General features: G+C 65.0%; 19 protein-coding genes. 13 read left to right on the forward strand and 6 right to left on the reverse strand.

From position 1 onward, the window contains the following. Positions 1–128: 128 nt before the first annotated feature. Positions 129–2,237: a TonB-dependent siderophore receptor gene (locus ACY8GK_RS04320; RefSeq protein WP_462402979.1), complete on the reverse strand. Its 2,109-nt coding sequence runs from the start codon at positions 2,235–2,237 to the stop codon at positions 129–131. A 275-nt stretch (positions 2,238–2,512) separates the two neighbouring features. On the opposite strand from ACY8GK_RS04320, the gene ACY8GK_RS04325 reads away from it, so the two are divergent. Beyond that, positions 2,513–3,571, forward strand: coding sequence for an aldo/keto reductase (locus ACY8GK_RS04325; RefSeq protein WP_462402425.1), 1,059 nt, complete (start codon positions 2,513–2,515; stop codon positions 3,569–3,571). 202 nt (positions 3,572–3,773) lie between these two features. Continuing rightward, positions 3,774–4,253 carry a carboxymuconolactone decarboxylase family protein gene (locus ACY8GK_RS04330; protein WP_196174918.1) on the forward strand — a complete coding sequence of 160 codons (480 nt, stop codon included), beginning with the start codon at positions 3,774–3,776 and terminating at the stop codon, positions 4,251–4,253. Positions 4,254–4,292: 39 nt separating this feature from the next. On the opposite strand, the gene pdxR is transcribed toward ACY8GK_RS04330, so the two are convergent. Next, on the reverse strand, positions 4,293–5,699 hold the full coding sequence (gene pdxR, locus ACY8GK_RS04335) for a MocR-like pyridoxine biosynthesis transcription factor PdxR (RefSeq protein WP_196174917.1): 1,407 nt from the start codon (positions 5,697–5,699) through the stop codon (positions 4,293–4,295). A gap of 165 nt (positions 5,700–5,864) precedes the next feature. On the opposite strand from pdxR, the gene ACY8GK_RS04340 reads away from it, so the two are divergent. The 3 genes from ACY8GK_RS04340 to bla all read left to right on the forward strand — a co-directional run bounded on the left by ACY8GK_RS04340 (position 5,865) and on the right by bla (position 8,000). Next, on the forward strand, positions 5,865–6,320 hold the full coding sequence (locus ACY8GK_RS04340; protein WP_196174916.1) for a GNAT family N-acetyltransferase: 456 nt from the start codon (positions 5,865–5,867) through the stop codon (positions 6,318–6,320). After that, positions 6,313–6,933 (forward strand): FMN-dependent NADH-azoreductase, encoded by a 621-nt coding sequence (locus ACY8GK_RS04345; RefSeq protein WP_462402426.1) that lies wholly within the window; start codon positions 6,313–6,315, stop codon positions 6,931–6,933. Before ACY8GK_RS04340 ends, ACY8GK_RS04345 begins: the two co-directional genes overlap by 8 nt. A gap of 230 nt (positions 6,934–7,163) precedes the next feature. Beyond that, positions 7,164–8,000, forward strand: coding sequence for a class A beta-lactamase (gene bla / locus ACY8GK_RS04350; RefSeq protein ID WP_462402980.1), 837 nt, complete (start codon positions 7,164–7,166; stop codon positions 7,998–8,000). Between the two features lie 135 nt (positions 8,001–8,135). Here bla and ACY8GK_RS04355 read toward each other — a convergent pair whose 3' ends face one another. Both ACY8GK_RS04355 and ACY8GK_RS04360 read right to left on the reverse strand, forming a co-directional pair. Beyond that, a complete protein-coding gene (locus ACY8GK_RS04355; RefSeq protein ID WP_196174913.1) occupies positions 8,136–9,380 on the reverse strand; it encodes a DUF1835 domain-containing protein in 1,245 nt (414 codons plus the stop codon). A gap of 207 nt (positions 9,381–9,587) precedes the next feature. Then, on the reverse strand, positions 9,588–11,696 hold the full coding sequence (locus tag ACY8GK_RS04360; RefSeq protein ID WP_462402427.1) for a TonB-dependent receptor: 2,109 nt from the start codon (positions 11,694–11,696) through the stop codon (positions 9,588–9,590). 229 nt (positions 11,697–11,925) lie between these two features. On the opposite strand from ACY8GK_RS04360, the gene ACY8GK_RS04365 reads away from it, so the two are divergent. Next, on the forward strand, positions 11,926–12,228 hold the full coding sequence (locus ACY8GK_RS04365; RefSeq protein WP_196174911.1) for a hypothetical protein: 303 nt from the start codon (positions 11,926–11,928) through the stop codon (positions 12,226–12,228). A 73-nt stretch (positions 12,229–12,301) separates the two neighbouring features. Here ACY8GK_RS04365 and ACY8GK_RS04370 read toward each other — a convergent pair whose 3' ends face one another. Continuing rightward, the gene (locus ACY8GK_RS04370) at positions 12,302–14,065 is read right to left on the reverse strand and encodes an ABC transporter ATP-binding protein (RefSeq protein ID WP_462402428.1); all 1,764 of its coding nucleotides are present in this window, start codon (positions 14,063–14,065) and stop codon (positions 12,302–12,304) included. 369 nt (positions 14,066–14,434) lie between these two features. Between ACY8GK_RS04370 and ACY8GK_RS04375 the strand changes: the two genes are divergently transcribed. Beyond that, on the forward strand, positions 14,435–15,421 hold the full coding sequence (locus ACY8GK_RS04375; protein ID WP_462402429.1) for an NAD(P)/FAD-dependent oxidoreductase: 987 nt from the start codon (positions 14,435–14,437) through the stop codon (positions 15,419–15,421). A gap of 200 nt (positions 15,422–15,621) precedes the next feature. Further along, entirely contained in the window at positions 15,622–16,557 is a 936-nt protein-coding gene (locus ACY8GK_RS04380; RefSeq protein ID WP_196174908.1) for an AEC family transporter, read from the forward strand. Between the two features lie 196 nt (positions 16,558–16,753). Here ACY8GK_RS04380 and ACY8GK_RS04385 read toward each other — a convergent pair whose 3' ends face one another. Next, positions 16,754–17,419: a GntR family transcriptional regulator gene (locus tag ACY8GK_RS04385; RefSeq protein ID WP_196174907.1), complete on the reverse strand. Its 666-nt coding sequence runs from the start codon at positions 17,417–17,419 to the stop codon at positions 16,754–16,756. 209 nt (positions 17,420–17,628) lie between these two features. Here ACY8GK_RS04385 and ACY8GK_RS04390 point away from each other — a divergent pair, with 209 nt between their 5' ends. The 5 genes from ACY8GK_RS04390 to ACY8GK_RS04410 are packed head-to-tail and all read left to right on the forward strand — an operon-like array spanning position 17,629 to position 23,836. Then, positions 17,629–18,903: an NRAMP family divalent metal transporter gene (locus ACY8GK_RS04390; RefSeq protein WP_196174906.1), complete on the forward strand. Its 1,275-nt coding sequence runs from the start codon at positions 17,629–17,631 to the stop codon at positions 18,901–18,903. Between the two features lie 20 nt (positions 18,904–18,923). Then, positions 18,924–19,682, forward strand: a complete 759-nt coding sequence (locus ACY8GK_RS04395; protein ID WP_462402430.1) for a LamB/YcsF family protein — start codon at positions 18,924–18,926, stop codon at positions 19,680–19,682. A 9-nt stretch (positions 19,683–19,691) separates the two neighbouring features. Beyond that, positions 19,692–20,489: a putative hydro-lyase gene (locus ACY8GK_RS04400; protein WP_196174904.1), complete on the forward strand. Its 798-nt coding sequence runs from the start codon at positions 19,692–19,694 to the stop codon at positions 20,487–20,489. A 9-nt stretch (positions 20,490–20,498) separates the two neighbouring features. Continuing rightward, the gene (locus tag ACY8GK_RS04405) at positions 20,499–22,100 is read left to right on the forward strand and encodes a 5-oxoprolinase subunit B/C family protein (protein ID WP_462402431.1); all 1,602 of its coding nucleotides are present in this window, start codon (positions 20,499–20,501) and stop codon (positions 22,098–22,100) included. Further along, positions 22,100–23,836 carry an ATP-binding protein gene (locus ACY8GK_RS04410; RefSeq protein ID WP_196174902.1) on the forward strand — a complete coding sequence of 579 codons (1,737 nt, stop codon included), beginning with the start codon at positions 22,100–22,102 and terminating at the stop codon, positions 23,834–23,836. The genes ACY8GK_RS04405 and ACY8GK_RS04410 overlap by 1 nt, the downstream gene beginning before the upstream one ends. The last annotated feature ends 63 nt before the right edge of the window (positions 23,837–23,899 follow it).

Genomic DNA, 23,899 nt, shown 5'->3' on the forward strand with positions numbered 1-23,899 from the left:
CCGGCGGCCACTCACCTGTGTGCTATCGCGATGACGTGACGCCGGAGGACATCGCGCGCTACAGGAAACGCTTGGCCGGAAACTGAAGCGCGATCATTGCGCAAGGCGCGTCCATGCGCCGTTGCCTTTCAAAAACTGTACCTGGCGGTCAACATCAGGTTGCGCGGCGCGCCATAGGTGTCACCGCCATAGTCGACCGAACTGGAAATGGACGCGTAGTACTTGCGATCGAAGATGTTGTTGGCGTTCAACTGCAGATCCAGGTTGCGATTGACCCGGTAGCCGGCCATCAGGTCGGCTACCGCGTAGGCGCCTTGTTCGAGCCGGTAGCTGCTGCCATCGGGGAGCGCCACATCATTGTACAGACGGCTCTGCCAGGAGAGATTGCCACCCACTCGCAGTTTCTCCAGCGGGCCTTGGAAGCGGTAGACGGTGGACAGCTTGAACAAGTGCTCCGGCAGGTCGGTGTCGAAGCGCTGGTTGACGTTCCGCGGGTTGGCATCATCCTCGAGGGTATGCACGCGCGCATAGGTATAACCGGCGCCGACCTGCCAGTTCGGGGTCAATGCGCCTTGCAGTTCGAGGTCGATGCCTTGGCTGCGAATCTTGCCGGACGCTTCGTAGCAACTGGCTTGCGGGCAGTCCGGCAGGAAGACCTGGACCGCGCGGTTTTCCTGGTCAACGCGAAACACCGCCAGGCTCGCATTGAGCGCGCCGCCGAAGTATTCGCCCTTGATGCCCACCTCATGGTTCTTGCCGACGATCGGCCGGACCGGGGCGCCGCTGGTATCGAGCTCGCTTTGCGGGTTGGAGATATCGCTGTAGCTGACGTAGACCGAATGACGGTCATCCAGGTCATAGACGAGGCCGGCGTAACGGGTGACGTTGCGCGTCACCTTGTAATCGCCGGTGCCGTCGCGATTGTCGTAGTCGTACCAGTCCAGGCGTCCCCCAAGGATCAGCTTGAGCGGGTCGGCCAGGCTCAGGCGGGTGGTGGCGTATACGCCTTGCTGGGTAGTGACTGCACGGCTATCGCCGCTATGCACGAATTCCGGCTTGCCGGCCTCGATCGGCCAGTTTTGGTCGTAGGGGCTATAGGCATGGGTGGTCATGTCGAAGCGGCGCTCGCTGGCGCCCACGACCAGCTCATGGGTGCGGCCGAATGCCTGGAACGGCCCACTGGCGAAGCCGTCGATGCCCGCCTGGTTTTCATCGTAGGCGGCCTGATAGACGGTCCGGGCCAAGGTGCGATCGACCCAGCGCGACTGGTATGAGCCGGAGAACAGCGCGTTCTGTTCGGCATAATTGGCGTTGAGCTGAAGCTTCCAGCCATTGGCCAGATGATGACGAAGCTCGGCGAAGACGGTATTGATCTCCTGGTCCTTGTTTTCCCATGTCGTCCCGGGGTTGTACGAACGCGGCAGGTCGAGATGGTGCCCATCGAGGCCGATCAGCGAGGCACCCCAGAAATAATTGGTCTTGTCCTTCTGGTGCGAGAGTCCGAGGGTCAAGGTGGTGTCATCGTCCAGATCTGCTTCGGTGATGGCGTACAACAGGCCATGGTCCTCGGCGGCATGGTCGACGAAACTGTCGGCATCACGGTAGGAAGCGACCACGCGACCGCGCCAGGAGGCGTTGTCGTTGAGCGGGCTCGAGGCGTCAAGCTCGCCACGATAGTCATCCCAGCCGCCTGCCGCGCCGGTCAGGGTGACCTGCTGCTCGGCCAGCGGACGCTTGCGCACCAGGTTGACGGCTGCCGAAGGGTTTCCCGAGCCGGTGATCAGCCCGGTGGCGCCTCGCACGATCTCGACCCGATCGAACATCGCCAGGTTCGGCTGGGCGCCCACCGTCCAGCCTTGGTAGCCGCTGGGAATGCCGTCATACATGAGGTTGTCGATATCGAAGCCGCGCGCCGAATAAGTCTGGCGGCCGGGCCCGCTGGACAAATCCAGGAACAGACCAGGAGTTGCCTTGACCACATCATTGATGCTCGTCATGGCCTGGTCATCCATCCGCTGGCGGGTGATGACGGTAACGGCCTGGGGCGTCTCGCGTAGGCTCATCGGCAATTTGGTAGCGGTCGACATGGCGCCGGTGGTGTAAGACTGCGAGCCTTCCGTGGTGCTGCCCAACCCTTCGCTGGCGATTTCGGTGGCGCTCAACTCTATGGTTGCAACGGCAGGCCCGTCTCGGTTCTCGCTGCGTTCATTGGCCCATGTGGGGGCGAAGGTCGTCATGCAGACGGCCAGGGCCAGAAGATCGCGTGACGAACTGAAGCGAGGCAGCGGTGAGGGGCATGACATGTACGATTCCTATCCGAATTAATGCTTATGATAATTGTTAGCATTTATTTTGCCGGAATTTCTTGTTACAAAGAAGCCCATCAACTTCCTGAAACTCAACTTGAACGTTTCAGCTCAGGGTGTCGTCGGTGAATGAACAGCGCAGGTCATTCAGCTGACCGTTCGGCTCGTTACCAAGGCATCAGGAGGTCCGCCATGAATACCGTGCATTGGGCAATACCGGTCTATTCGTTTCAGAACTCGTCATCGGCAGCGTGCCCTTTGGCGGCCGTGGTTCGTTCGAGAAAACCGACAGCGTGAACGTCGCCCAGGCGACCCGCATGTTCGACATGGCCTTCGAGGCCGGCGTGAACCTGGTCGATACGGCCGATCTCTACTCCCACGGCCTGGCCGAAGAAATAGTCGGCAAGGCCCTTGGCAAGCGCCGCGAGTCGATCATCCTGGCGTCGAAGGCGCGCAGCCCGATGGGCGAGAATCCCAACGACAGCGGCGCGTCGCGCTACCACCTGATCCGCGCCTGCGAGGCCAGCCTCAAGCGCCTGGGCACCGACCACATCGACCTCTACCAGATCCATAACTGGGATGGCATGACACCGGTGGAAGAGACGCTGGCAGCGCTGGATCACCTGGTCCAGAGTGGCAAGATCCGCTACATCGGCACGTCCAACTACAGTGCCTGGCAAATGATGAAGACGCTCGGCAGCGCGCGTCTGAACGGCTGGCAGCAGCCGGTTTCCCAGCAGATCTACTACACGCCCGAATCCCGCGAGGCCGAGTACGAACTGCTGCCCATGGCCTTGGACCAAGGCTTCGCCACGCTGGTCTGGGGCCCGCTGGGCGAGGGCTTGCTGACCGGCAAGGTCCGCCGCGGCCAGCAGACCCCGCGCGGGACCCGCCAGGGCAACGACTGGCCGGAGCCCTACGTGCATGACCGCGAGCGCGCCTACGACATCATCGAAACCCTGATTCAGGTCGGAGAGCGTCACGGCTGTTCGCCGTCGCGGGTCTGCCTGGCCTGGCTCAAGGACCGTCCGGGCATCACCAGCGTGATCACCGCCGGACGTTCCGAGCAGCAGTTGCAGGACAACCTCAAGGCCGTCGAGCTGCAGCTGCTCGATGAGGACCTCCGGCAGATCGAGCAGGCGACCCGCCTGGCGCCGCTGTATCCCTACTGGCACCGGATCGCGGCGGGCATGGATCGCATCGATCCGGCCGAAGCGCCTTTCATCGAGCTGTATCGCCAGACCATGGAGCACCACGGCAAGTAGCCGATCGCCCGAGGCGCTGGCCCCGACCCGGTCGCGCTCGGGCGGCGAACGGGGCTCGGCGCCTGGGTCGTGCCGCCTGCCAGCCTGATGGCCTAGTCGAAAATGCCTTTCCTGGCCCTGCGACGCAGGTCGGGCCAGCGTTACCGTTCGCCTGTCGCTCGCATACCGCAGCGATCCAATCGACTGGCACAGGAGCCCAGGCATGTCCCAACGTCTCGACTACTTCAAACTCTCCCCCGATGCCGCTGGCAAATACATGGAGCTGGCCCAGCTGCTGAAGAAGAAACCGTTTCTCGCCGAAGTCGGCCATCTGGTCACGCTGCGTGCCTCGCAGCTCAACGGCTGCGCCTTTTGCGTCGACATGCATGTCAAGGAGGCGAAGATCCATGGCGAGCGTGAACTGCGCCTGCACCATGTCACGGTCTGGCGCGAATCGACGCTGTTCTCGGCCCGTGAACGCGCCGCGCTGGAGTGGACCGAGGCCTTGACCCGCCTCGAGCCCCACGGCGTATCGGACGACCTCTACCAGCGCATGCGCGAGTCGCTGTCGGACACCGAGCTGGCCGATCTTTCGTTTCTGGTCATCTCGATCAACGCCTGGAACCGTCTGAGCGTGGCGTTCCAGGCCGTGCCTGGCTCGGCGGACAAGCTCTATGGGCTGGACCGGGCCGACCTGCACTGAGCGCAACCTGCGCCGACGCGCTCGTTGCCTGGCGCCGCCTCAATCCAGCAGCGCGGCGATGCGCGTGGCAAGTTCCGCCGCTGACTCCGCATCCTTCACATTGGTGAAGCCCATCAACAGCCCCTGCCGCGCCGGCGCCTGCTGGTACCAGCTGGAAAGCGCCTGTGGAGCCAGGCCAGCCTGGCGCGCACGGCTGGCAAGCAGGTTGTCCTGCAAGCCTGCCGCCAGGCTCGCCAGCACATGCATGCCGCCGGCGCGCAGTTCGAGGCTCAGCCTGTCCCCCAGGCGAGCGGCAATGGCATCGCTGAGCAGGGCACGGCGACAGGCGTACAGACTGCGCATCTTCTTCAGGTGACGGGCAAAATGCCCTTCCTCGATGAAGGTCGCGGTAGTGCGCTGCAACAGGTGCGGGCAATGGTTGTGCAGGACATCGGCCGTGCGGGCGAAGCGTGCGACCTGCTCCGGTGGCGCCACCAGGTAGGCCAGGCGCAGGCCAGGGACCAGCACCTTGCTGAAGGTTCCGGTATAGAGCACGCGCCCATGAGTATCGAGGCTCTTCAAGGCCGGCAACGGTCGGCCCACGTAGCGGTACTCGCTGTCGTAGTCGTCTTCGATGATCCAGCTGCGCTGGTCGTAGGCCCAGGCCAGCAAGGCCTGCCTGCGAGGCAGCGACATGGACACGCCCAGCGGGCTCTGGTGCGAAGGCGTGACGACGGCAAAGCGTGCCTGGGGTGCACGGTAGGTCCCGACTTCCACGCGCAGTCCGTGCGCATCCACTGGCACCGGCACCAGCTCCAGGGCGCTCTGTTCGAAGAACCGTCGAGCCAGGAAGTAGCCCGGGTCTTCGAACCATCCCTGGTCGCCACCGTTCAGCACGCTGCGCGCGATCAGTTCCAGGCAGGCACGATAGCCGGCGCAGATGAACACCTGTTCGGGGGCGCAGGCGATGCCGCGCGATATGCCAAGGTAACGAGCCACGGCCACCCGTAGCGGTTCATCCCCTTGTGGGTCCGGATAGACCATGCCCTCCAGGCCGCTTTGCTGGACCACGCGACTGGCCAGGCGTGTCCAGGTCTTGCGCGGGAATGCATCGAGCGCCGGCAGCCCCATCTGCAAGGGCATCGGCGCAGCCCCGGTATGCGTCGCCGTGTAACAGGGCAGCGGTGCCGTGGCCGCTGGCGGCATGACCGCGGCCTTCGACAAGTGCGGGCATACTACGGTGCCGGCCGAACCACGGGCTTGCAGATAGCCTTCGCCGATCAATAGCTGGTAGGCCGTCTCCACCGTGCCGCGTGCCAGGTTCAGCTCGGCGGCCAGCGCTCGCACCGAGGGCACGCGATCGCCTGGCTTGAGCTGGCCGGCGATGATGGCGTCGCGGTAGCGTTGGTAGAGTTGCCGGTAGACCGGCAGGGTGGCGTTACGATCCGGTGTGCTGCGGGCGAGCATGACGACTTTCCTCCAGGTAGCCGCCAGATGGTAGCTCACGTACACAGGCGATCGCGCCTGCGCGACGCCCACGCCCATGACCCATGCATTCCGAGCGTTCCTGGCCCTGTGTCGAAAAGCTGCGACGTCCTATGGTGCGGGCTCATTCCGCCAAGGGCACCGACCATGAAGCTCCAGCCACGCTTTTGCTACCTGATAAAGCACGCCGACCTGCTCGGCGCTTTCGAACTGATGCGCCTGTTACGTCCCTTGCTGGTGGACGCCTGCGCATTCGCCACCCAGGTGCAACGCCAGTCCCAACAGCACTACCGGTTGCTCGGGGCCTGGCTCGACACCGAACTGGTCGGCCTGGTCGGCTTTCGCATGCTGGAGAACCTGCTTCATGGGCGGTTCGTCTATGTCGATGACCTGGTGGTTGCCCAGTCGCAGCGCCACGCCGGGATTGGAGCGCAGTTGCTCGACCAGGTCCGCCGCGAAGCGATACGCAGCGCAGCGCAGCACCTGGTGCTCGATACCGGCTTGCACATGCCGCTCGCGCAACGGTTCTACTTCCGTGAGGGCCTGCTCGCCAAGGGTATGCATTTCGTCCAGCCGCTGCCGGAGGGGACGTGCCATGCGTGAGGTCCTGCTGATCAATGCCAGTCCGCGGCCAGCGTCATCGCTTGGCTATCGCCTGGCTGAAGAGCTGCTCGACGCCCTGCAGCGTCGCAAGCCTGGCCTGATCCTGACGAGGCGGGACCTGCAAGGCGATGCCCTGAGACCGCTGGACAGGCTCTACGCCGATGCGCTCACCCAAAGGCTTCCCGACAGCGATCCGGTATTGGAGTTGTCGCAACGTCTGATCGGCGAGCTCGAGCGCAGCGATGCACTGGTGATTGCAACGCCCATGCACAACTTCACGCTACCGGCCGCTCTCAAGCTCTGGATCGATCTGGTGGTGCGGATTGGCCGTACCTTCGCGGCCACGCCCGACGGTAAGGTCGGACTGCTGGCGGACCGTCCGGTGCATGTGCTCGTCAGTTCGGGTGGCTTCCATCGCGGCCCCCGGGCTCGCCAGCCGGATTTCCTCACGCCCTACCTGCGCCATGTACTGGCGACCATCGGCTTGTTCGACGTGCAGTTCGTCTACCTGCAAGGCCTGGTGGCCCCAGAGCAGACGGCGCTGGCCGAAGTCGAGGCGGCGCGTCGACGCCTGCTGCTCGAACCGCTGTTCGCCGGAGTTGTTTCGACCTGACGGTTGCCTTGCGGCCTGGCTCCGGGCCGGACATGGACATCAGCTGGCTTTCGCGGCAGGGACGATGGGCCACCGGATGCGGCTCGAACATTTGTCAAAAAAGGTAACAGTCCCGGCCAGCTGCCGGCTTGGTCCGAGACGTCAGCCTGTCTAATCTCCGCCGTTCGAAATTCGTCATGGGGAGCGCACACGTGAAACCAACCATACGCCGCCGGCAGCTGCTTCAAGGCATCCTTGGATGCACCTCGCTCCTGGCTCTGCCGAGCTGGGCAGCCGACCCGCTGGAGCAGCGGCTGCAACGGCTCGAGCGGTCCGCGGACCGTACGCTGGGCCTGTGGGCGCTGGACACGGGGACCGGCAAGCGCCTGGCTTATCGTGCCGAAGAGCGCTTCGCCTTGTGCAGCACCTTCAAGGTGGTCCTCGCCGGGGCCATCCTGCACCAGGCCCAGGGCGACCCGGGCTTGCTGCAACGCAGGCTCGTCTATGGGCGCGACAAACTGGTGGTGTATTCGCCCGTCACGCAAAAGCACGTCGGCGCAGGCATGACCGTCGCCGAACTGTGCGCGGCCGCAGTGCAGTACAGCGACAATACCGCAGGCAACCTGCTGCTCGAGCAGGTCGGTGGCCCGGCCGGCCTGACCGCTTTCGCCCGCAGGCTGGGCGACCCGGTCTTGCGCCTCGATCGCTACGAGCCGGAGCTCAACAGCGCGCTACCCGGGGACCCTCGCGATACTTCTTCGCCGCTGGCCATGGGCGCTACCCTCGAGCGCCTGCTGTTGACCGATGGCCTGCCGATCGCGGCCCAGCAGCAGCTGCAGGCCTGGCTCAAGGGCAATACCACGGGCGCTACCCGGATTCGCGCCGGGCTGCCCGAGGGCTGGACCGTGGGGGACAAGACCGGGTCTGGCGACTACGGCGTGGCCAACGATGTCGGCATCGTCTGGCCGCCAGGGCGGGCGCCGTGGATCCTGGCGGTATATAGCCGTGGTCGGGAAAAGGCCGCGCCGGCGAACAGCGAACTGATCGCCGCGGCGACCCGCGTGGTGGTCGAGACGTGGATGGCCTAGTCGTTCGACCTCGACCCAGACACACCGGGTGATGGAACACTTGGGCATGCCAGGCGCACATGCCTGTCGGGCAGTCCAGCGAAGCTTGCGCACGACTGCCAGGCTCGACCGTGAGGCAGGTGTTCATCCTGCCGATCACCCGCGCTGCCAGACATCGCCTTGCTCGCTGACGACCCAAGGCTTCGCATCGGCCCGGACAAGTACTCCACCGACCCAGCGCTGCCTTGGGCTGTGATCGAGCCAGTGCGCCTGTCCTGCGAGGATCTTTTCGGCAAGTGCCGTCAGCCGCAAGGGCCGTTGCAACCAGCTGTCGCCGCGACCCTCCAGCAGCAGCGGGTGGACCGCATCGACCAGCGGTCGCAGCAGGACATCGAACATCAGGTCACCCAGGTAGGGCAGGGGTTCGTCATGCATGTTCAGCTGCGCGAACACGCGTCCGGCGGGCAGTTCGCCGTGGCTGGCCAGGACATTCAGGAGCAGACGCTCGGTAAGGCTCAAGCCGTCGCGCGCTCCCGGCAATTCCTGCAGTTGTCGCGCCAGGGCATTGCGCAACAGGGGCAGCGCCGTGTGCGGCTGGGCTGCCAGGCAAGCCCAGGCGCTGGGTTGCGGCGCGGTGTAGGCAGCCCATGCCTTGCGCGCCAGGGCCACGGCTGGCTCGCCCAATGGACGTCGTTGCGGCCAAAGCCAGGCCAGCAGGTCTGGAGCCAGCTGGCCAATGCCGATGAAACGTTCGACACCGGGGACTGCGCTGATCTCGATCAGCTCGAGCCGACGGGGCAGGCTGGGGAGGCTCGCCAGAAAGCGCACCAGAAACAGCTGGTCATAGGCATCCGCCTCGCACCAGAGCACCACCTCGCTGTCACCGCCCAGTCGCGCCAATGCTGATCGCTGCGCGGTCTGGCGCCGTTCGATGTCCTGGATGTCGAGATCGAAGGCCTGTCGCAGATAGTCGGCCCGTACCTGCCAGTATCGCTCGTCGGGCAATGCCGGTACGGGCCCGATGACCATCGGATCGTCGAACATGTGGAACGAGCCGCTGAAGCCGGCGGTGCGCAGGTTGTGCTCGATGTCGTTGCCACAGCGCCAATGCTGCACGCTTGCCGCGTCATCGGCAGCGAAGCCGGGATGACGCGCCGCGAACGCGACGGCATCGACATGGGCCTTGAGCCTGGGCCAACTGGCAAAGCCGGACTCGCGTGCCACCAGCCACTGGACGTCTGCCAGGCGGTAGTCGGGGCCGGCCAGGCCGAGTTTTCGCAGCTGTTCGCGGGTGGCGTCGGCTTCACCCTGCCTGAGTTCGCTGAGCAGGCGTTTGGCACGCTTGCGCAGGATGGGCAGGTCGGGCAGGCCGTGGTATCGGGAATCGTGCTTGGCGATCATGCCAACTCCTTGGGAGGCTCGGTCCGCCGACAAGCCGGAGTTGGAATGGAAATGTCGATGGATGTGGCTTGGGCAACCCCTTTGCGCGGACCGCAGGCGCAGCTCACGCCCAACGGCGACTCTAACGGCTGTCAGGCGCTGTTGCAATGGTTGGCCCGCGGGGTAGCCGAGCCCAGGGCCTGCCCATGCGGGCAGGCGCCTCGATGCTCAGAAGAAGTACCTGACCGACGCGCCCAGAGTGGTGGACGGTTGTGGCACGATCACCAGCCCGGTACTGGTACCGTACGCCACTTCGCTGCCGTAGCGATGGGGCTGGAAGGTACCGTACAGGCTGAATTGATAGTCGCTGTAGTCGTAGGTGGCCCGCAGGTCGTAACGGGTATAGGGCGGCATTTGCTTTTTCTCGGTGCCGATGTAGTAGGGGATACCCGCCAGGTGGTAGGCATCGGCGTTGAGCGTCAGCTGGCCGCCCAGCAATGCGTCGCGATACTGCACGCCCGCCTTGTAGGTATGCTCGGGCACGACCAGCCTGGCACCGGTACCTGGCGCCGGATTGTTGATCACCGCATCGATGATCCTTGCGTAGCTCGCATACGCGCTGACGGTGGACGTGGCTTGGTAGTTGAAGCTGGTCTCCGCGCCTCGGCGAGTGGTATCGCCGACCTGCTCGTATACGCCTGGCGAAGTCTGCACCGTCTCGCTGTCGTTCTCGATGTAATAGAACTCGGTAGTGGTGGTGAGCCGATCGCTCGGTCGTGCGGTGAAACCGACATCGTAGGACTTGACCTTGCTTGGGCGAACGCTGCCGTTGACCTGGCCGCCGGATCGGCTTGGAGGCAGTGCGCTGGCACTTCCGGAACTGATGTACTCTGCCGCTGGCGAGCGAAAGCCCTGGGCAACGTTGGCGAACAGTTCGAGCTGCTCGATCGGCGTCCACACCAGGCCGAATTTCGGTGTGGTGACCGAACTGTGGTAGCCGGTATCGGCATCGCGGAACTTGAGGTTGTCGATGTCGTAGTCGAAACGGTCGTAACGGATGCCACCGAGCACCTTCAGCGCGTCGAACGGTTTGTACTGGCCTTGGGCGAAGACGCCATAGGTGATCAGGTCCATGTCGAAGTCATAGTAGAAGTTCGGTGTCGGCTGGAAGTTGCGGTACTGCTGGCGATAGGCATCGCCCTTGTCGCGGCGTGCCTCGGTGCCAATCATCAGCGCGGCAGTGTCTTCGTGGACGAAATTGTAGGCCAGGCGGCCACCATAGATGTCACGCTCATCCTTTCCGTAGTTGTGGGTATTGCTGCCATTGGCGATGCCGCGGACCCGCCTGAAGTCCTCGTAGTAGGCGGTGTAGTACAGGCCAGCCTCGCCGTCCGCCGGCGCGCGATTGAAGACATAGGTGTTACGGTTGGCATTGCCGAAACCATAAAGGTTGTCGGTATCGCGGCGGCTGATCTGGCCAGCCCTGAGCCCAGGCAGGTTGAGGTAACCGTCGTTCTTGAAGTCCGACTGGTAATGGCTGAAGCGGGCAGAGTACTTGGCATCGTCAACGACCTTGGTCAGTTTCCAGAAGTAGTTGTCACGGTCGGTTTGGGCCGCTTTGCGATAGCCGTTGGTCTTGTAGATGTCGGCCACGAACAGCGATTCGAACCCCTCCTGTGCGCCACCGAGCACCAGGTTGGCGCGACGACCATCGAAACTGGCGATGTCCAGGCCTATGCTCGAGGCCACGTCGCCGCCATCGAGCGTCTCGATGTTCACCGAGCCTGCGCGGTTCTGGTCGCCGTACAGTGCCGATACCGGTCCCTTGATGACGTCGACACGCTTGATCATCTGCGGGGTGAGCCACTCCAGGAACACCGGGCCGTGACCTGCCCCACCCTGACTCGATGGAATGTTCTGCGGCACGCCATCGACATAGACCGCCACGTCCGCGCCGTGGGTGCCATTGGTCGCGAAGCCGCGCATGCGAAAACCGTTGCCCGTGTCGCCCTGGTCGATATTGTTGGCCACCACGCCAGGAACACGGCGATATATGTTGGAAATATCCCGGTCCACATTGAGCGTACGGATGTCTTCGTCCGTAAGCGTGGACACAGCCGCTGGCAGGCTTTGCGGTGCGTTGCTGAGCCTACCGCGCGCCAGCGGCCTGATCGGTTCTGCAGCGCTTTGCTGGCCAACGACTTCCATGGCGTCCAGTTCGGTGGCATGCGTTCGCTCGGCTTCGGAGGTCGAAAACGCTGTACCGGACAGGACGCTGCTGGCCACGGCTGCCCCTGTTAGCACCCAGCGCCTGCCGCGCTGTGCAAATTCGTACATGAAATCCTCTTCCTTTAAGTTGTTATAACATAACATTTTATACGCCAGCGGCAGTCCTTCTACAAGCGGCGCGGTAGCCAAGGCAGTACAAAGAAGGAGCGACCGTACAACATTCCAGGCCGCCGGTCCGGATCGCCCCGGGCACCTGGCGCGGGGGCTCGCGTTCCTTTGACGGCAGGCGCATGGTGGCACTCACTCCTGGATTGAAAAAAAGACGTAGGAGAGTGGCATGAAACTTCGCGGTCCTACCTTTTGGCGGTGGACAGACCCCACGCTGCATCACCGCGTACACGCCGAAACCCTCGAGGACGGCACCAAGATCGATGTCCAGGTCCGGCTGTCACGCATCGGCAGCACCCAGCTGTTCATCGGCATCTACGCACACACGGGCGCACACCTGTACGAGGAGGCGTTCGATTCGCGCCCTGGCGAGTCGATGAACAGGGCCCTGGCCTGGGGCGTCGGCCGTGCGCGTCACCTGGCCGCCGGAGGCCTGCCGGTTTCACGCAGGCTTGCCGGTTGCGCCGGTTAGGCAGGCCAGTCAGGCATTGACCTGGCGATTGGACGCCAGGCCATGCGCAGCATCACCGGGCGGCCGCAGCGCTTCATATCGTCTCGCCCATGCCCTGCGCCATCCATAGTTGCTGGAACGGCCCGCCGCCTTGGCGCAGCGTATCGGGCGGGCCATCCTCGACGATCTGGCCGTCCTGCAGCACGACGATCCGGTCGAACCGTGCCAAGGTCGAAAGCCGGTGCGCCACGGCCAGCACGGTGCGTCCTTGCATCAGTTGCTCCAGGGCCAGCTGGATCTTGGCCTCGGATTCGGAATCGAGCGCGGAGGTGGCTTCGTCGAGGATCAGGATCGGTGCGTCCTTCAAGAAGGCCCGAGCCAGTCCCAGGCGTTGGCGCTGGCCACCGGACAGCATCAGGCCGCGTTCGCCAACCCGGGTATCGAAGCCCTCTGGCAGTGCGCGGATGAATTCCTCGCAGTGGGCATGGCGCGCCGCTTGAATGATCTGCTCACGGCTCGCGGCAGGCTGGCCATAGCCAATGTTTTCCAGGATGCTGCGGTTGAACAACGCCGGTTCCTGCGGCACCACGGCAATCTGCCGGCGCAGGCTGTCCTGGTTGACGGTGCGGATATCGCGACCGTCGATCAGTACCACGCCGCCATGCACATCGTCCAGCCGCTGGGCCAGGCTCAGCAAGGTCGACTTGCCGGCACCGGAGCGGCCGACGATGCCGACCTTCTGCCCGGCCGGTATGTCCAGGAACAGGTGCTTGAACACCTTGTGTCCGTTGGCATGGCTATAGCTGACGTCGATCAGACGTATGCTTCCCCGACTTTGCGCCAGCTCCAGCGGACTGTCGCTCAGGCCATGGGGCTGGACGATGATCTGCAAGGTTTCGGCGATCACGCCCATCTGCTGGGAGGTGTCGACCAGCGCCAGCGCCAAGTCGCGCGAGCCGTGAAGGATGCGGAAGGTGAGGGCGCTGACCATCACCACGTCGCCCGGCGTGATCAGGCCGTTGCGCCAGTGCAGGATGGCCCAGCCAAGCATTCCGCCAGCCAGTACCGAGAGACAGATGTCATGCAGCATCCGGGCCTTTTCCAGATACAGCCAGCTGCGCCGCTGGGCCTTGGCTTCCCTGCCGATCGCCTGCTCCAGGCGCCGGCGCTCCCGCTCCCGCGCCGAGAACGCCTTGATGGTCCAGACGTTGGAGACCTGGTCGACGATCTCGCCGCCCACACGGGCCGACTGTGCAGCGAAAGCGATGTGCCGGCTACGGCCACGGATACCCATGACCGTGATCAGCGAAGCCACCACCAGCACGCTGACGATCAGGGCCAGGCCCATCGCCACGTCGACAGTCAGCAACACCACCACCGCGCCGATGAAGTCGACGCAAGGCGGTATGATCTTCCACGCCAGGCCGCCATAGATCGAGCCGGCCGCGGCGCCTGCCGAGGAAATCCGATTGGCCAGGGAACCGGCGAAGTGCTGAGTGAAGAAGCGCATCGGATGGCCGGTGAGGTGGTTGAACAGGTCGATGCGCAGATCCGCGCAGCTGGCTACCACCGTCCGGCAGCCCAGGTAGCCGCCACAGCGCCAGAACAGGTTCTCGACCACGATCAGCGCAATGAACAGGCCGAAGGGCTGCCAGACACGTCCCGCTCCTTGCGCTCCTTCGGCCATGGCGTCAACCAGCAGCTTCATGCCGTACTGCACGGCGACGGCGCAACTGGTGGCGCCAATGATGAGCATGAACAAGGTCCCGAAATGCCAGGGACGCCGGCGCACGTAACGCCACAGGAAGGCCGTCGACGTGTTCGGTAGCGGCAGGGTAGCTTGCGTTCTGGCAGTCATGGTCGAAACCCTGCCATGCCAGAAGAAATGTCCAGGCAAGCTGTCGAAAAGCGCTCGGACAGGTGCTGCTGCGCCATGGTGCCTCCAGAGCCCATCGAGATATGGGCACGACTTGAACGACATGCGCCTGAAGTGCCAGAACTTCGAGGCGCTCGGCGAACACGGGCAAGGATCCGCAGATGCCGCGTGCGCGCCCTGCATGGACTTCGAAAGGGGCGAGGCCGCCGCCGTTCAGTAGCGCTGCGGCACAAGCCGATGAAGGGCAGCGCCGGCCTGCCAAGGCTATCGATGGCCATCCGTCGACTCGGCCAACCTTTGTCGGGGCGCCTAGGTCACTGCTTGATGACCAACTTGGGAAGGTGCTCAGCCATGGGCCAGCAACCGTACAGCAAACCCTTTGCGCTTCCGGACGCCGCCTCGGCCGAGGCGCAGCATGCGGACATCGATTGCCTGGTGGTCGGCGCCGGCCCCGGCGGATTGACGACCGCCGTCTACTTGAGCCGCTTCCACCGCCGCGTGCTGGTCGCCGACGGAGGGCGCAGCCGCGCCAGTCTGATCCCGGTTTCGCATAATTATCCGGGTTTCCCGCCTGGGATCTCTGGCGCCGAGCTGCTCGCCCGACTACGCGACCAGGCGGTCGGTTACGGTGCCACCGTCGAAGCCGGACGCGTGGAGTCATTGCGCAAACAGGGCAGCGGTTTTCTGGCAACCCTCAATGGGCGCGCGCTAAGCGCGCGTCGTGTCGTCCTGGCGACGGGCATCGTCGATACCTTGCCGCAAATGGACCAGCCCTACGACGCGATCGCCCGGGCCATCGTCCGCCTGTGCGCCATCTGCGACGGGTACGAAGTCGATGGTGACAACGTGGCCATCTATGGGGAGGTCCATTGCGCCATCGGCCACGCGATGTTCCTGCGCAACTTCACCGATCGGGTCACCGTAGTGGCGGCCACCGACGAGGTGGCCAGCGACGAGGCCGCCTGTGCGGCTCGTGATGCCGGCATCGCGCTCGTCCATGACCAGGTCGTGGATATCCGAGTCGAGGACGACCAGGTGCGGCTGACCACACGCAAGGGCCAGAGCCACGGCTTCGATATCGTCTACCCCTGCCTCGGCTCGCGGACCTGTTCCGAGCTCGCAGTCCGGCTGGGTGCCAGGACGAATGAGCAGGGTGCCTTGCAGGTCGATGCCCACCAGCGCACCACGGTGGCCGGCCTGTATGCCGTTGGCGACGTGGTCGATTCGCTCAAGCAGATAAGCGTTGCCGTCGGACAGGCCGCCGTCTGTGCGACGGCGGTGCATGGCAGCCTGGAAATGCGCCTGTGGGAGCGTGCGCGGGACGAGTTCTCGCCATAGCTACACGGTGAGCGCGCACCGGCCGCACGGCCCTGTCAGCCGCAAGATGCGCAGTATCTGATACACGGCGCGCTATCGTGGTCCTGGAGCAGGCCGGGAACCATGCGGCCGGCGGTTCGCCGAACGACAGGCGCAAGTCATTGGACTGCATCGGCGGTGGCTTTTAAGCTGGCGCGTCCAAGGCCCGGAAAATCTCGTTCATGCATACCATCCTTGTCGTCGTCGTTCCGATCTTCGCGCTCATCCTGGTGGGTTTCCTCTGCAGGAAAACCGGCAAGCTCGGCCCCAGGGCCGCCTCGGAGATCAACTTGATGGTGGTCTGGCTGTGCCTGCCGGCGCTGCTGTTCAAGGTTACCGCCACGGCCACCTGGCAGGAGATCTGGCAACCGGGTTTCATCCTGTCGTTCGGGCTCGGGGCACTGGCGGTGTTCTGCTGCATCGTCATCTGGCGAATGCTCGCTGGCCACGGCCTGGTCGCCGCCAGCCTCGATGGGCTCAGCGCCGGCTACGCCAATACCGGCTACATCGGCATTCCACTGTGTGTATTGCTCTACGGCCAGCCCGGCCTCCAGCCGGCGCTGGTGTCCAGCCTCATCGTGGTCTGCGTGCTGTTCGCCATTGCCGTGATCTGCATCGAAATCGGCCAGCAGCAGGAGCGGCACGTCGGCCGGGCGATCGCCGTGGTGCTGCGCGCGCTGGCGAAGAACCCGCTGGTCATAGCGCCACTGGCCGGCGCTGCCTGGGGGGCCAGCGGGCTTGGCCTTTCGCTTGCGGTCGTCCACTTTCTCGATATGCTGGCGGCGGCGACCACCCCCTGCGCGCTGGTATCGCTGGGGCTGTTCCTCGCTCACAAGGCACCCGCCGGACAGAGCAGCGCATGGCCACTGGTGGCGATGAAGCTCATCGGTCAGCCGCTGATCACCTGGGTCCTCGCGTTCAAGGTCTTCGCCTTGCAGCCGCTGTGGGCGACCTCGGCAGTGCTGCTCAGCGCCCTGCCGACCGGCACCGGCCCCTTCATGCTGGCTGAATACTACAAGCGCGAAGCCGGGGTGGCCTCCAGGGTCATTCTGGTCTCGACCCTGGGCTCGCTGGTCACGCTGGGCGGGCTGCTGTACTACTTCGGCATGTCCGCCTGAGCGAGCTGTAGCGGCTGGCCGGGCGGTGCAGGGGAGCCTTAGGCCTTGTCCGAAAGTGCCTGCGCGACGATCAGGCCACGTTGAAAACAGGCTCGGAATGCGCATTTACACCCAGTAAAGTCGAGCGCGACCCCGGCCGTTCCTCGCCTGTTTTCGCCTTGCCTGATCGCCGCTCGGCGACTTTTCGTACAAAGCCTCAGCGCCGGGTCCGCCGCTCATAGGCCGCCAGAACGATCCGCTCCGATTGCACCAGATAGTCCTCGAGCATGCGCATGGCTTCTTCGGCGCGGCCCTCCTCGACACAGCGCAGAATGGCCGCGTTCATGTCCAGGTAGGGCAGGTGCAGGAACTGCGGATCGCCGAGCACGCCGAAGGCCAGCCGCAGCTCCGCCGCGATCTGCCCGTAGAACGCCAGCAGACGCGGACTGTCGGCAAGTTCGACGATGGCTTTGTGAAAGCGCATGTTCGCGGTCCCGACGCCGACCCAGTCCGTCGCTTCCCTTGCGCGCATCCCAGCCTCGACGGCCTCGCGCATCTTCAACGTGCCCGGATGCAGGGGAAAGCCCTGGGCGATGGCCTTGCATTCTATGAAGCGACGCACCCGGTAGATATCGATGATCGAGGCCATGTCGGGTTCGGCCACGGTCACCCCACGATTGGGTTCGTGCTTGAGCAAGCCTTCCCGGGTGAGCACTCGGAACGCCTCGCGCAGGGTGTTGCGCGAGATTTGCAGGCTCTCGGCCAAGGCCGCTTCGGACAGCCTCTGGCCGGGCGCCAGTTCGCCTTCGACCAGCATCCGGCGCAGTTCATGGGTGATGGACTCGTTCAGGGAACGGGGATGAGCGGTGCACGGGTCGTTCATTGGCGATCCAGGCTGAGAATGACACCGGCATGTTCTCCGAGCGCAGCGGGTGTGGCAAGAAACAATCGCCCGTGTGCTCCATCAAGTAGCACGGGTGGGTGAAAGGGTAACAATTCGGTGCGAATGTCTCATTCATCAAATAAAGATTGTTGAACAATTGAATCGCTATCGTTCCTCGTTTCAGCCAGTATTCTTGCCTTGTGGCACACATGTTGCTGAACGCCAAGACCACTCATTGCAGGAACGATGCTGTGAAACAGACTGCTTGCGAGTTCACCCGGGCCCGGCGTTCATCCTTGATCGCGGCGATCTTCATGATGGCCACCTCCGCTATCGGTCCGGGCTTCCTGACCCAGACCGCCACGTTCACCGCCACCTTGGGCGCTGCCTTCGCCTTCGGCATCCTGGCTTCGATCCTGATCGACTTCGTCGTGCAGCTGAACGTCTGGCGTATCGTGACCCTGACCCGCATGCGTGCTTCGGATTTGGCGAACACGGCCATACCAGGCAGCGGCTATGTGCTGGCGGTGCTGGTGATCTTCGGCGGCCTGGTGTTCAGCCTGGGCAACATCGCCGGGGCCGGCCTGGGCCTCAACGCGCTGACCGGTCTGGACCCGAAGTGGGGCGGCGCATTGAGCGCACTGGTGGCGATCGGCATCTTTTCTTCGCAGCGTGCTGGTGTCGCCATGGACCGCATCATGATCGTGCTCGGTACCCTTAAGATCGGTCTGATCGTCTTCGCCGCCTTCGCCTCTCACCCGCCGTTGGGTGAGGCGCTGCGTCAGGCGGTCTGGCCTGACTTCGTCGACTTCGCTTCGATTACCACGATCGTCGGCGGCACCGTCGGCGGCTACATCACCTATGCCGGGGCGCACCGCCTGCTCGATCGTGGCACGGTGGGCGTGGAGAACATCGAGGTGGTGTCCCGGGCAGCGCTGACCGGGATCCTGGTAACGGGCATTGCGCGCTACGTGCTGTTCCTGGCGATCCTTGGCGTCGTGGCCAGCGGTGTGGTCATCGACGTGTCCGGCCAGGCGGCCAATCCGGCCGCCCAGGCCTTTGGCGCGGCAGCCGGCCAGGCCGGCCTGATGGCGTTCGGCCTGGTGCTATGGGCAGCCGGGATCAGCAGCGTGATCGGGGCCTCTTACACGTCCATGTCCTTCATCACGGTGTTTTCCAGACGTATCACCGAGCGTGCCCGCCATCTGGCCACGGTCGGCTTCATCCTCACGGCGCTGCTCCTGTATGTGCTGGCTGGCAAGCCGCCGGCGGCGCTGCTGGTCTTCGCCGGTGGCTTCAACGGGCTTATTCTGCCGTTGGGTCTGAGCATCTTCATGTATGTCGGCTGGCGCCGTTCGGACCTGATGGACGGCTACCACTATCCACGCTGGCTGCTGGTGCTCGGCATCCTCACCTGCGTGCTGTCCTGGTACATGGCGTACAGGTCGGCCGGCGCCATCTTCGCCTTCATCAATGCAGCCTGACTGCCATGGAGAACACTTCAATGCATGCCATCGATCTGAACAGCGACCTGGGTGAAAGCTTCGGCGCCTGGTCCATGGGCGATGACGCGGCGATGCTCGAGATCGTCACCAGCGCCAATGTCGCCTGTGGTTTCCATGCCGGTGACCCCCTGGGCATCCTGCGCACGCTCGAGGCGGCGGCCGCGCGCGGTGTCGTCGTCGGCGCCCATGTGGCCTATCCCGATCTGGTCGGTTTCGGTCGTCGCAACATGGCCGTCGCGCCCGAGCAACTGAGCGCCGACGTGGTCTATCAGATAGGCGCGCTGCAAGCACTGGCGCGTACAGCGGGCACCGAGGTTCGCTACGTCAAGCCACATGGAGCGCTGTACAACACCATCGCCAGCGACAAGGCCCAGGCAGCGGCGGTCATCGAGGCCGTGCTGCGGGTCGATCCGCAGCTGAAGCTGGTATGCCTGGCCAGTTCCCCGTTGATCGGCTGGGCACGCGAGGCCGGCCTGCACTGCGTGGCCGAGGCTTTCGCCGATCGGGCCTACACCGCCCAGGGCACCCTGGTCTCGCGTAATCGCCCCGGCGCCGTGCTGCACGATCCACGACTGATCGCCCGGCGCATGCTGCGCCTGGTCCGCGAGGGCGTGGTCAAAAGCGAGGACGGGCAGGTCATCGAGCTGCAAGCGGATTCGATCTGCGTGCATGGCGACAGCCCGGACGCGGTCGACATTGCCCGCACGGTCAGGCACTGCCTGCTCGAGGCTGGCGCCACCCTGCGCAGCTTCGCCTGAGGAACGAGCATGGACAAGACCTTGCTGCAAGCCCGTCAAGCCGCTGCCGCGGCGCGTGCCCGTCATCGCCAGGGACTGGTGTCACCGACCGCGGGTCATGCGCCTGGGCTGACCCAGTGCAACATGATCTGCCTGCCGCGTGACTGGGCCTACGATTTCCTGCTGTTCGCCCAGCGCAACCCGCAGGCCTGCCCGGTACTGGACGTGACCGAGCCGGGTGAGTGGGCCACCCACCTCGCCGCTGACGCCGACCTGCGCACCGACTTGCCGCTGTACCGGATCTGGCGCGATGGCCAGCTGGTCGAGGAGGTCAGCGATGTGCGCGCGGCATGGGACGAACACCCGGACCTGGTGAGCTTCCTGATCGGTTGCAGCTTCACCTTCGAGGCCGACCTGCTGGACGCTGGCATCGATGTGCGGCATATCAGCGAAGGCCGCAACGTCCCGATGTATCGCACCAACCGCGCTTGCCGGCCGGCGGGGCGGTTGCATGGCGACATGGTGGTGTCGATGCGGCCCATTGCGGCCGATCGGGTGGCCGATGCGGCTCGAATCACATCGCGCTACCCAGGCGTGCATGGCGCCCCGGTGCATGTCGCGGAGCCGGGCTTGCTCGGTATCGCCGACCTGTCCCGGCCCGATTTCGGCGAGGCGGTCACCATCAGGCCGGGCGAGGTTCCGGTGTTCTGGGCCTGCGGTGTCACCCCGCAAGCCGCGGTCATGGCCTCTGGCGTACCGTTCGCGATTTCCCATGCCCCGGGCCATATGTTCATTACCGACGTGCCCGACAGCCATTACCACGTATAGGAGTGGATCATGCGTTTCTTTCCGGTCGGTCTGGATGCGCTGCTGGTCGAGCTGGCGAACCTGGAGCAGACCCTGGACCTGTTCGACGCCCTGCAGCGCTCGCCCATCCCTGGCGTACGGGAAATGGTGCCGGCAGCACGCACGCTGCTCGTGCACTTCTGCCCCGTTTCCCTTGGTCGAGAAGCCCTGGCCGCACGGATCGCGGCGTGCGACGTGCGCGGCAGGCAGCGCCAGGCCGGCAAGCGGGTCGAGATTGCGGTGCATTACGACGGCCAAGACCTTGCCGAAGTGGCGCGCATGCTAGGCATCGAGACCGACGAAGTCATCAGTCGCCACACGGCTTCGGACTATGATGTCGCGTTCTGCGGCTTCGCGCCGGGATTTGCCTACCTCAGCGGCGGGGCCGGCTTCGTCGTGCCCCGGCGCAGCACGCCGCGCACGCGCATCCCGGCCGGTGCCGTGGCCCTGGCCGGCGAATTCAGCGGCATCTATCCGCAGGCCAGCCCTGGCGGCTGGCAGATCATCGGCGCGACCGACGCGCGCCTGTGGGACCTGCAGCGCGATGAGCCGGCGCTCTTGCAGCCAGGTTATCGCGTGCGCTTCGTCGATGCCGGCCCACGGCCAACGGGTGCTGTCTCGGTAGCCGTGCCCGAACGCCGAATGACCGAGCCCGGTGGCGGCGCCTGCCTGGAAATCATTGCCCCAGGCCTGCAGACACTGCTGCAGGATCTTGGCCGGCCTGGCCACGCCGGCCAAGGTGTCTCGGCGTCCGGCGCGATGGACCGGGGCGCACTGCGCGCTGCCAACCGCGCGGTGGGCAATCGCGCGACCGATGCCTGCCTGGAGGTGCTGATGGGCGGCTTGAGCTTCGTCTGTCACGGGCGCACGGTGGCAGCGGTCACTGGCGCCGAAACCGTGGTCCAGGTGCGCAGTGCCACAGGCCAGGTGCTACATCCTGCCTGCCATGCGCCGTTCAGCCTGGAGGAGGGCGACCTGGTCAGCCTCGAGGCACCATCCGCGGGGCTGCGCAACTACCTGGCGATCCGTGGTGGTTTCATTCGCGAGCCGGTGCTGGGCAGCCTGTCCACCGACACGTTGGCGCAGGTCGGCCCGGCACCTGTGCGCGCCGGTGAGCGGCTCGGCTTTCATTGCCGCGTGGGCGGCGCCGCGGTGTCGACCAGCGAGCAACCGGCCTTCGCCATGCCCCGCGCCGGCCAGGTCGTGACTCTGGACGTGATTCCAGGCCCGCGCACTGACTGGTTCACCGCGCAGGCCCAGGCGCTGCTGGCGCAACAGACCTGGCAGGTGACGGCCCAGTCCAACCGTATCGGGATCCGCCTGGCCGGCGAGCGACCGCTGGAACGGGCCAGGCACGACGAGCTGCCCAGCGAGGGCACGGTGGCCGGCGCCATCCAGGTACCCCCCAGTGGCCAACCGGTGTTGTTCCTGGCCGATCATCCGTTGACCGGCGGTTATCCGGTGATCGGTGTAGTCGCGCCCCATCACCTGGACCTGGCCGGCCAGGTCCCGGTCAACGCCTGCATTCGCTTCAATCCGCTGGGTGCCTTCGAGCCCGTGCATCCAGCCCCTGCCGACGAGAATCGAAACTGATGAAAAAGGTCCTGATCGCCAACCGTGGCGAAATCGCCGTACGCATCGCCCGTGCCTGTCGAGACCATGGCGTGGCCTCTGTCGCTGTCTACGCCGACGCCGATGTCGAGGCCCTGCACGTCCGCCAGGCCGACGAAGCCTATGCCCTCGATGGCCAGCGGCCTGCCGACAGCTACCTGGACATCGGCAAGCTGCTCGATGTCGCCAGACGATCGGGAGCCGATGCCGTGCACCCCGGCTATGGCTTCCTGTCCGAGCGCGCTGATTTCGCTCGGGCGGTGATCGATGCCGGCCTGCTCTGGATCGGTCCTGATCCGGCGACCATCGATGCCTTGGGCGACAAGGTGCAGGCTCGGCGTATCGCCTTGAAGGTAGGTGCGCCACTGGTGGCCGGAACCCAGGATCCGGTGAAGGACGCCAGCGAAGTTCTGGCATTCGCCGAGCAACATGGCCTGCCGATTGCCATCAAGGCGGCATTCGGCGGCGGTGGCCGCGGCCTGAAAGTCGCCTGGCGAATGGACGAAGTGAGCGAGCTGTACCAGTCGGCGGTGCGCGAAGCCACGGCGGCGTTCGGTCGCGGGGAGTGTTTCGTCGAACGCTTCCTCGATCGCCCGCGTCACATCGAGGCGCAGGTCATCGCCGATCGCCACGGTCGGGTGGTAGTGGTCGGTACCCGCGATTGTTCGCTCCAGCGCCGCAACCAGAAGCTCATCGAGGAGGCGCCAGCGCCGTATCTCGATGACGCCCTGCGCCAGCGCATCCATGATTCGGCCCGCGACATCTGTACCGAGGCCGGTTACGTCGGCGCGGGTACCGTGGAGTTCCTGCTCAGCCGCGATGGCACCTTGTCGTTCCTGGAGGTCAATACCCGTCTGCAGGTGGAGCATCCGGTCACCGAGGAAACCAGCGGGATCGACCTGGTGATCGAGCAGCTTCGGGTCGCCCAGGGCCTGCCCTTGTCTTTCCAAGGCACCCCGACGCCGCGTGGCCACAGCTTCGAATTTCGCATCAACGCCGAGGATGCCGGTAACGGTTTCCTGCCTACGCCAGGCACCCTCGAGCGCTTCCAGGCACCGAGCGGTCCAGGCGTGCGCCTGGACACCGGCGTCGACGAAGGCTCGCCTGTCTCGCCCAGTTTCGACTCGATGATCGCCAAGCTGATCGTCACGGGCAGCACTCGTGAACAAGCCATCCGCCGCGCGCGCCGCGCCCTGGCGGAGTTTCGCATCGAAGGCGTGGCGACCGTGCTGCCGTTCCACCGCGCGGTCATGGAGCACGCCGACTTCACCGCCGAGGACAGGTTCGCGGTCCATACCCGCTGGATCGAGACCGACTTCGCCGAACAGGTCGAAATCGCCCCGCGCAGCGCAGCGTTGGCCGACCCTGGGGTCGTGCGCACCTTCGTCGAGATCGATGGCAAGCGCCACCAGCTTGGGTTGCCGACGGCCCTGCTTTCGGGCCTGACCCTGGACTTTGCGGCGGCACCGCAAGGCGCTGCCGTGCCTGCGCCAGTAGCCGATCCGCGGACAGTGTGCACACCGATCGCCGGCAATCTGCACGCCTGGCTGGTCGAGGAGGGCGCCACGGTGGAAGCGGGCCAGGTCATCGCGGTGATGGAGGCGATGAAGATGGAGACACCGCTGCTGGCGTCCTGCGCGGGGAGGTTGCGCATGCTCGAACAGCCTGGCCGCTACTACGAGGCGCGTACCCCGATCGGGCATATCGACAGCGACTGAGTCTGCACGGCCCCGGCGCGCTTGGTGCCGGGGCCTCGACGATGCGCCGGCCCCGGCTTGCCT

The organism is Pseudomonas sp. Marseille-QA0332 (genome assembly GCF_054950175.1).

Coding starts and splice junctions, on each gene's coding strand:
- ACY8GK_RS04395 (WP_462402430.1), top strand. CDS start 18,924: ATGCATGCCATCGATCTGAACAGCGACCTGGGTGAAAGCTTCGGCGCC.
- ACY8GK_RS04385 (WP_196174907.1), bottom strand. CDS start 17,419: ATGAACGACCCGTGCACCGCTCATCCCCGTTCCCTGAACGAGTCCATC.
- ACY8GK_RS04400 (WP_196174904.1), top strand. CDS start 19,692: ATGGACAAGACCTTGCTGCAAGCCCGTCAAGCCGCTGCCGCGGCGCGT.
- ACY8GK_RS04345 (WP_462402426.1), top strand. CDS start 6,313: ATGCGTGAGGTCCTGCTGATCAATGCCAGTCCGCGGCCAGCGTCATCG.
- ACY8GK_RS04370 (WP_462402428.1), bottom strand. CDS start 14,065: ATGACTGCCAGAACGCAAGCTACCCTGCCGCTACCGAACACGTCGACG.
- ACY8GK_RS04405 (WP_462402431.1), top strand. CDS start 20,499: ATGCGTTTCTTTCCGGTCGGTCTGGATGCGCTGCTGGTCGAGCTGGCG.
- ACY8GK_RS04360 (WP_462402427.1), bottom strand. CDS start 11,696: ATGTACGAATTTGCACAGCGCGGCAGGCGCTGGGTGCTAACAGGGGCA.
- ACY8GK_RS04320 (WP_462402979.1), bottom strand. CDS start 2,237: ATGACGACCTTCGCCCCCACATGGGCCAATGAACGCAGCGAGAACCGA.
- ACY8GK_RS04330 (WP_196174918.1), top strand. CDS start 3,774: ATGTCCCAACGTCTCGACTACTTCAAACTCTCCCCCGATGCCGCTGGC.
- pdxR (WP_196174917.1), bottom strand. CDS start 5,699: ATGCTCGCCCGCAGCACACCGGATCGTAACGCCACCCTGCCGGTCTAC.
- ACY8GK_RS04380 (WP_196174908.1), top strand. CDS start 15,622: ATGCATACCATCCTTGTCGTCGTCGTTCCGATCTTCGCGCTCATCCTG.
- ACY8GK_RS04340 (WP_196174916.1), top strand. CDS start 5,865: ATGAAGCTCCAGCCACGCTTTTGCTACCTGATAAAGCACGCCGACCTG.
- ACY8GK_RS04375 (WP_462402429.1), top strand. CDS start 14,435: ATGGGCCAGCAACCGTACAGCAAACCCTTTGCGCTTCCGGACGCCGCC.
- ACY8GK_RS04365 (WP_196174911.1), top strand. CDS start 11,926: ATGAAACTTCGCGGTCCTACCTTTTGGCGGTGGACAGACCCCACGCTG.
- ACY8GK_RS04390 (WP_196174906.1), top strand. CDS start 17,629: ATGTTGCTGAACGCCAAGACCACTCATTGCAGGAACGATGCTGTGAAA.
- ACY8GK_RS04355 (WP_196174913.1), bottom strand. CDS start 9,380: ATGATCGCCAAGCACGATTCCCGATACCACGGCCTGCCCGACCTGCCC.
- ACY8GK_RS04410 (WP_196174902.1), top strand. CDS start 22,100: ATGAAAAAGGTCCTGATCGCCAACCGTGGCGAAATCGCCGTACGCATC.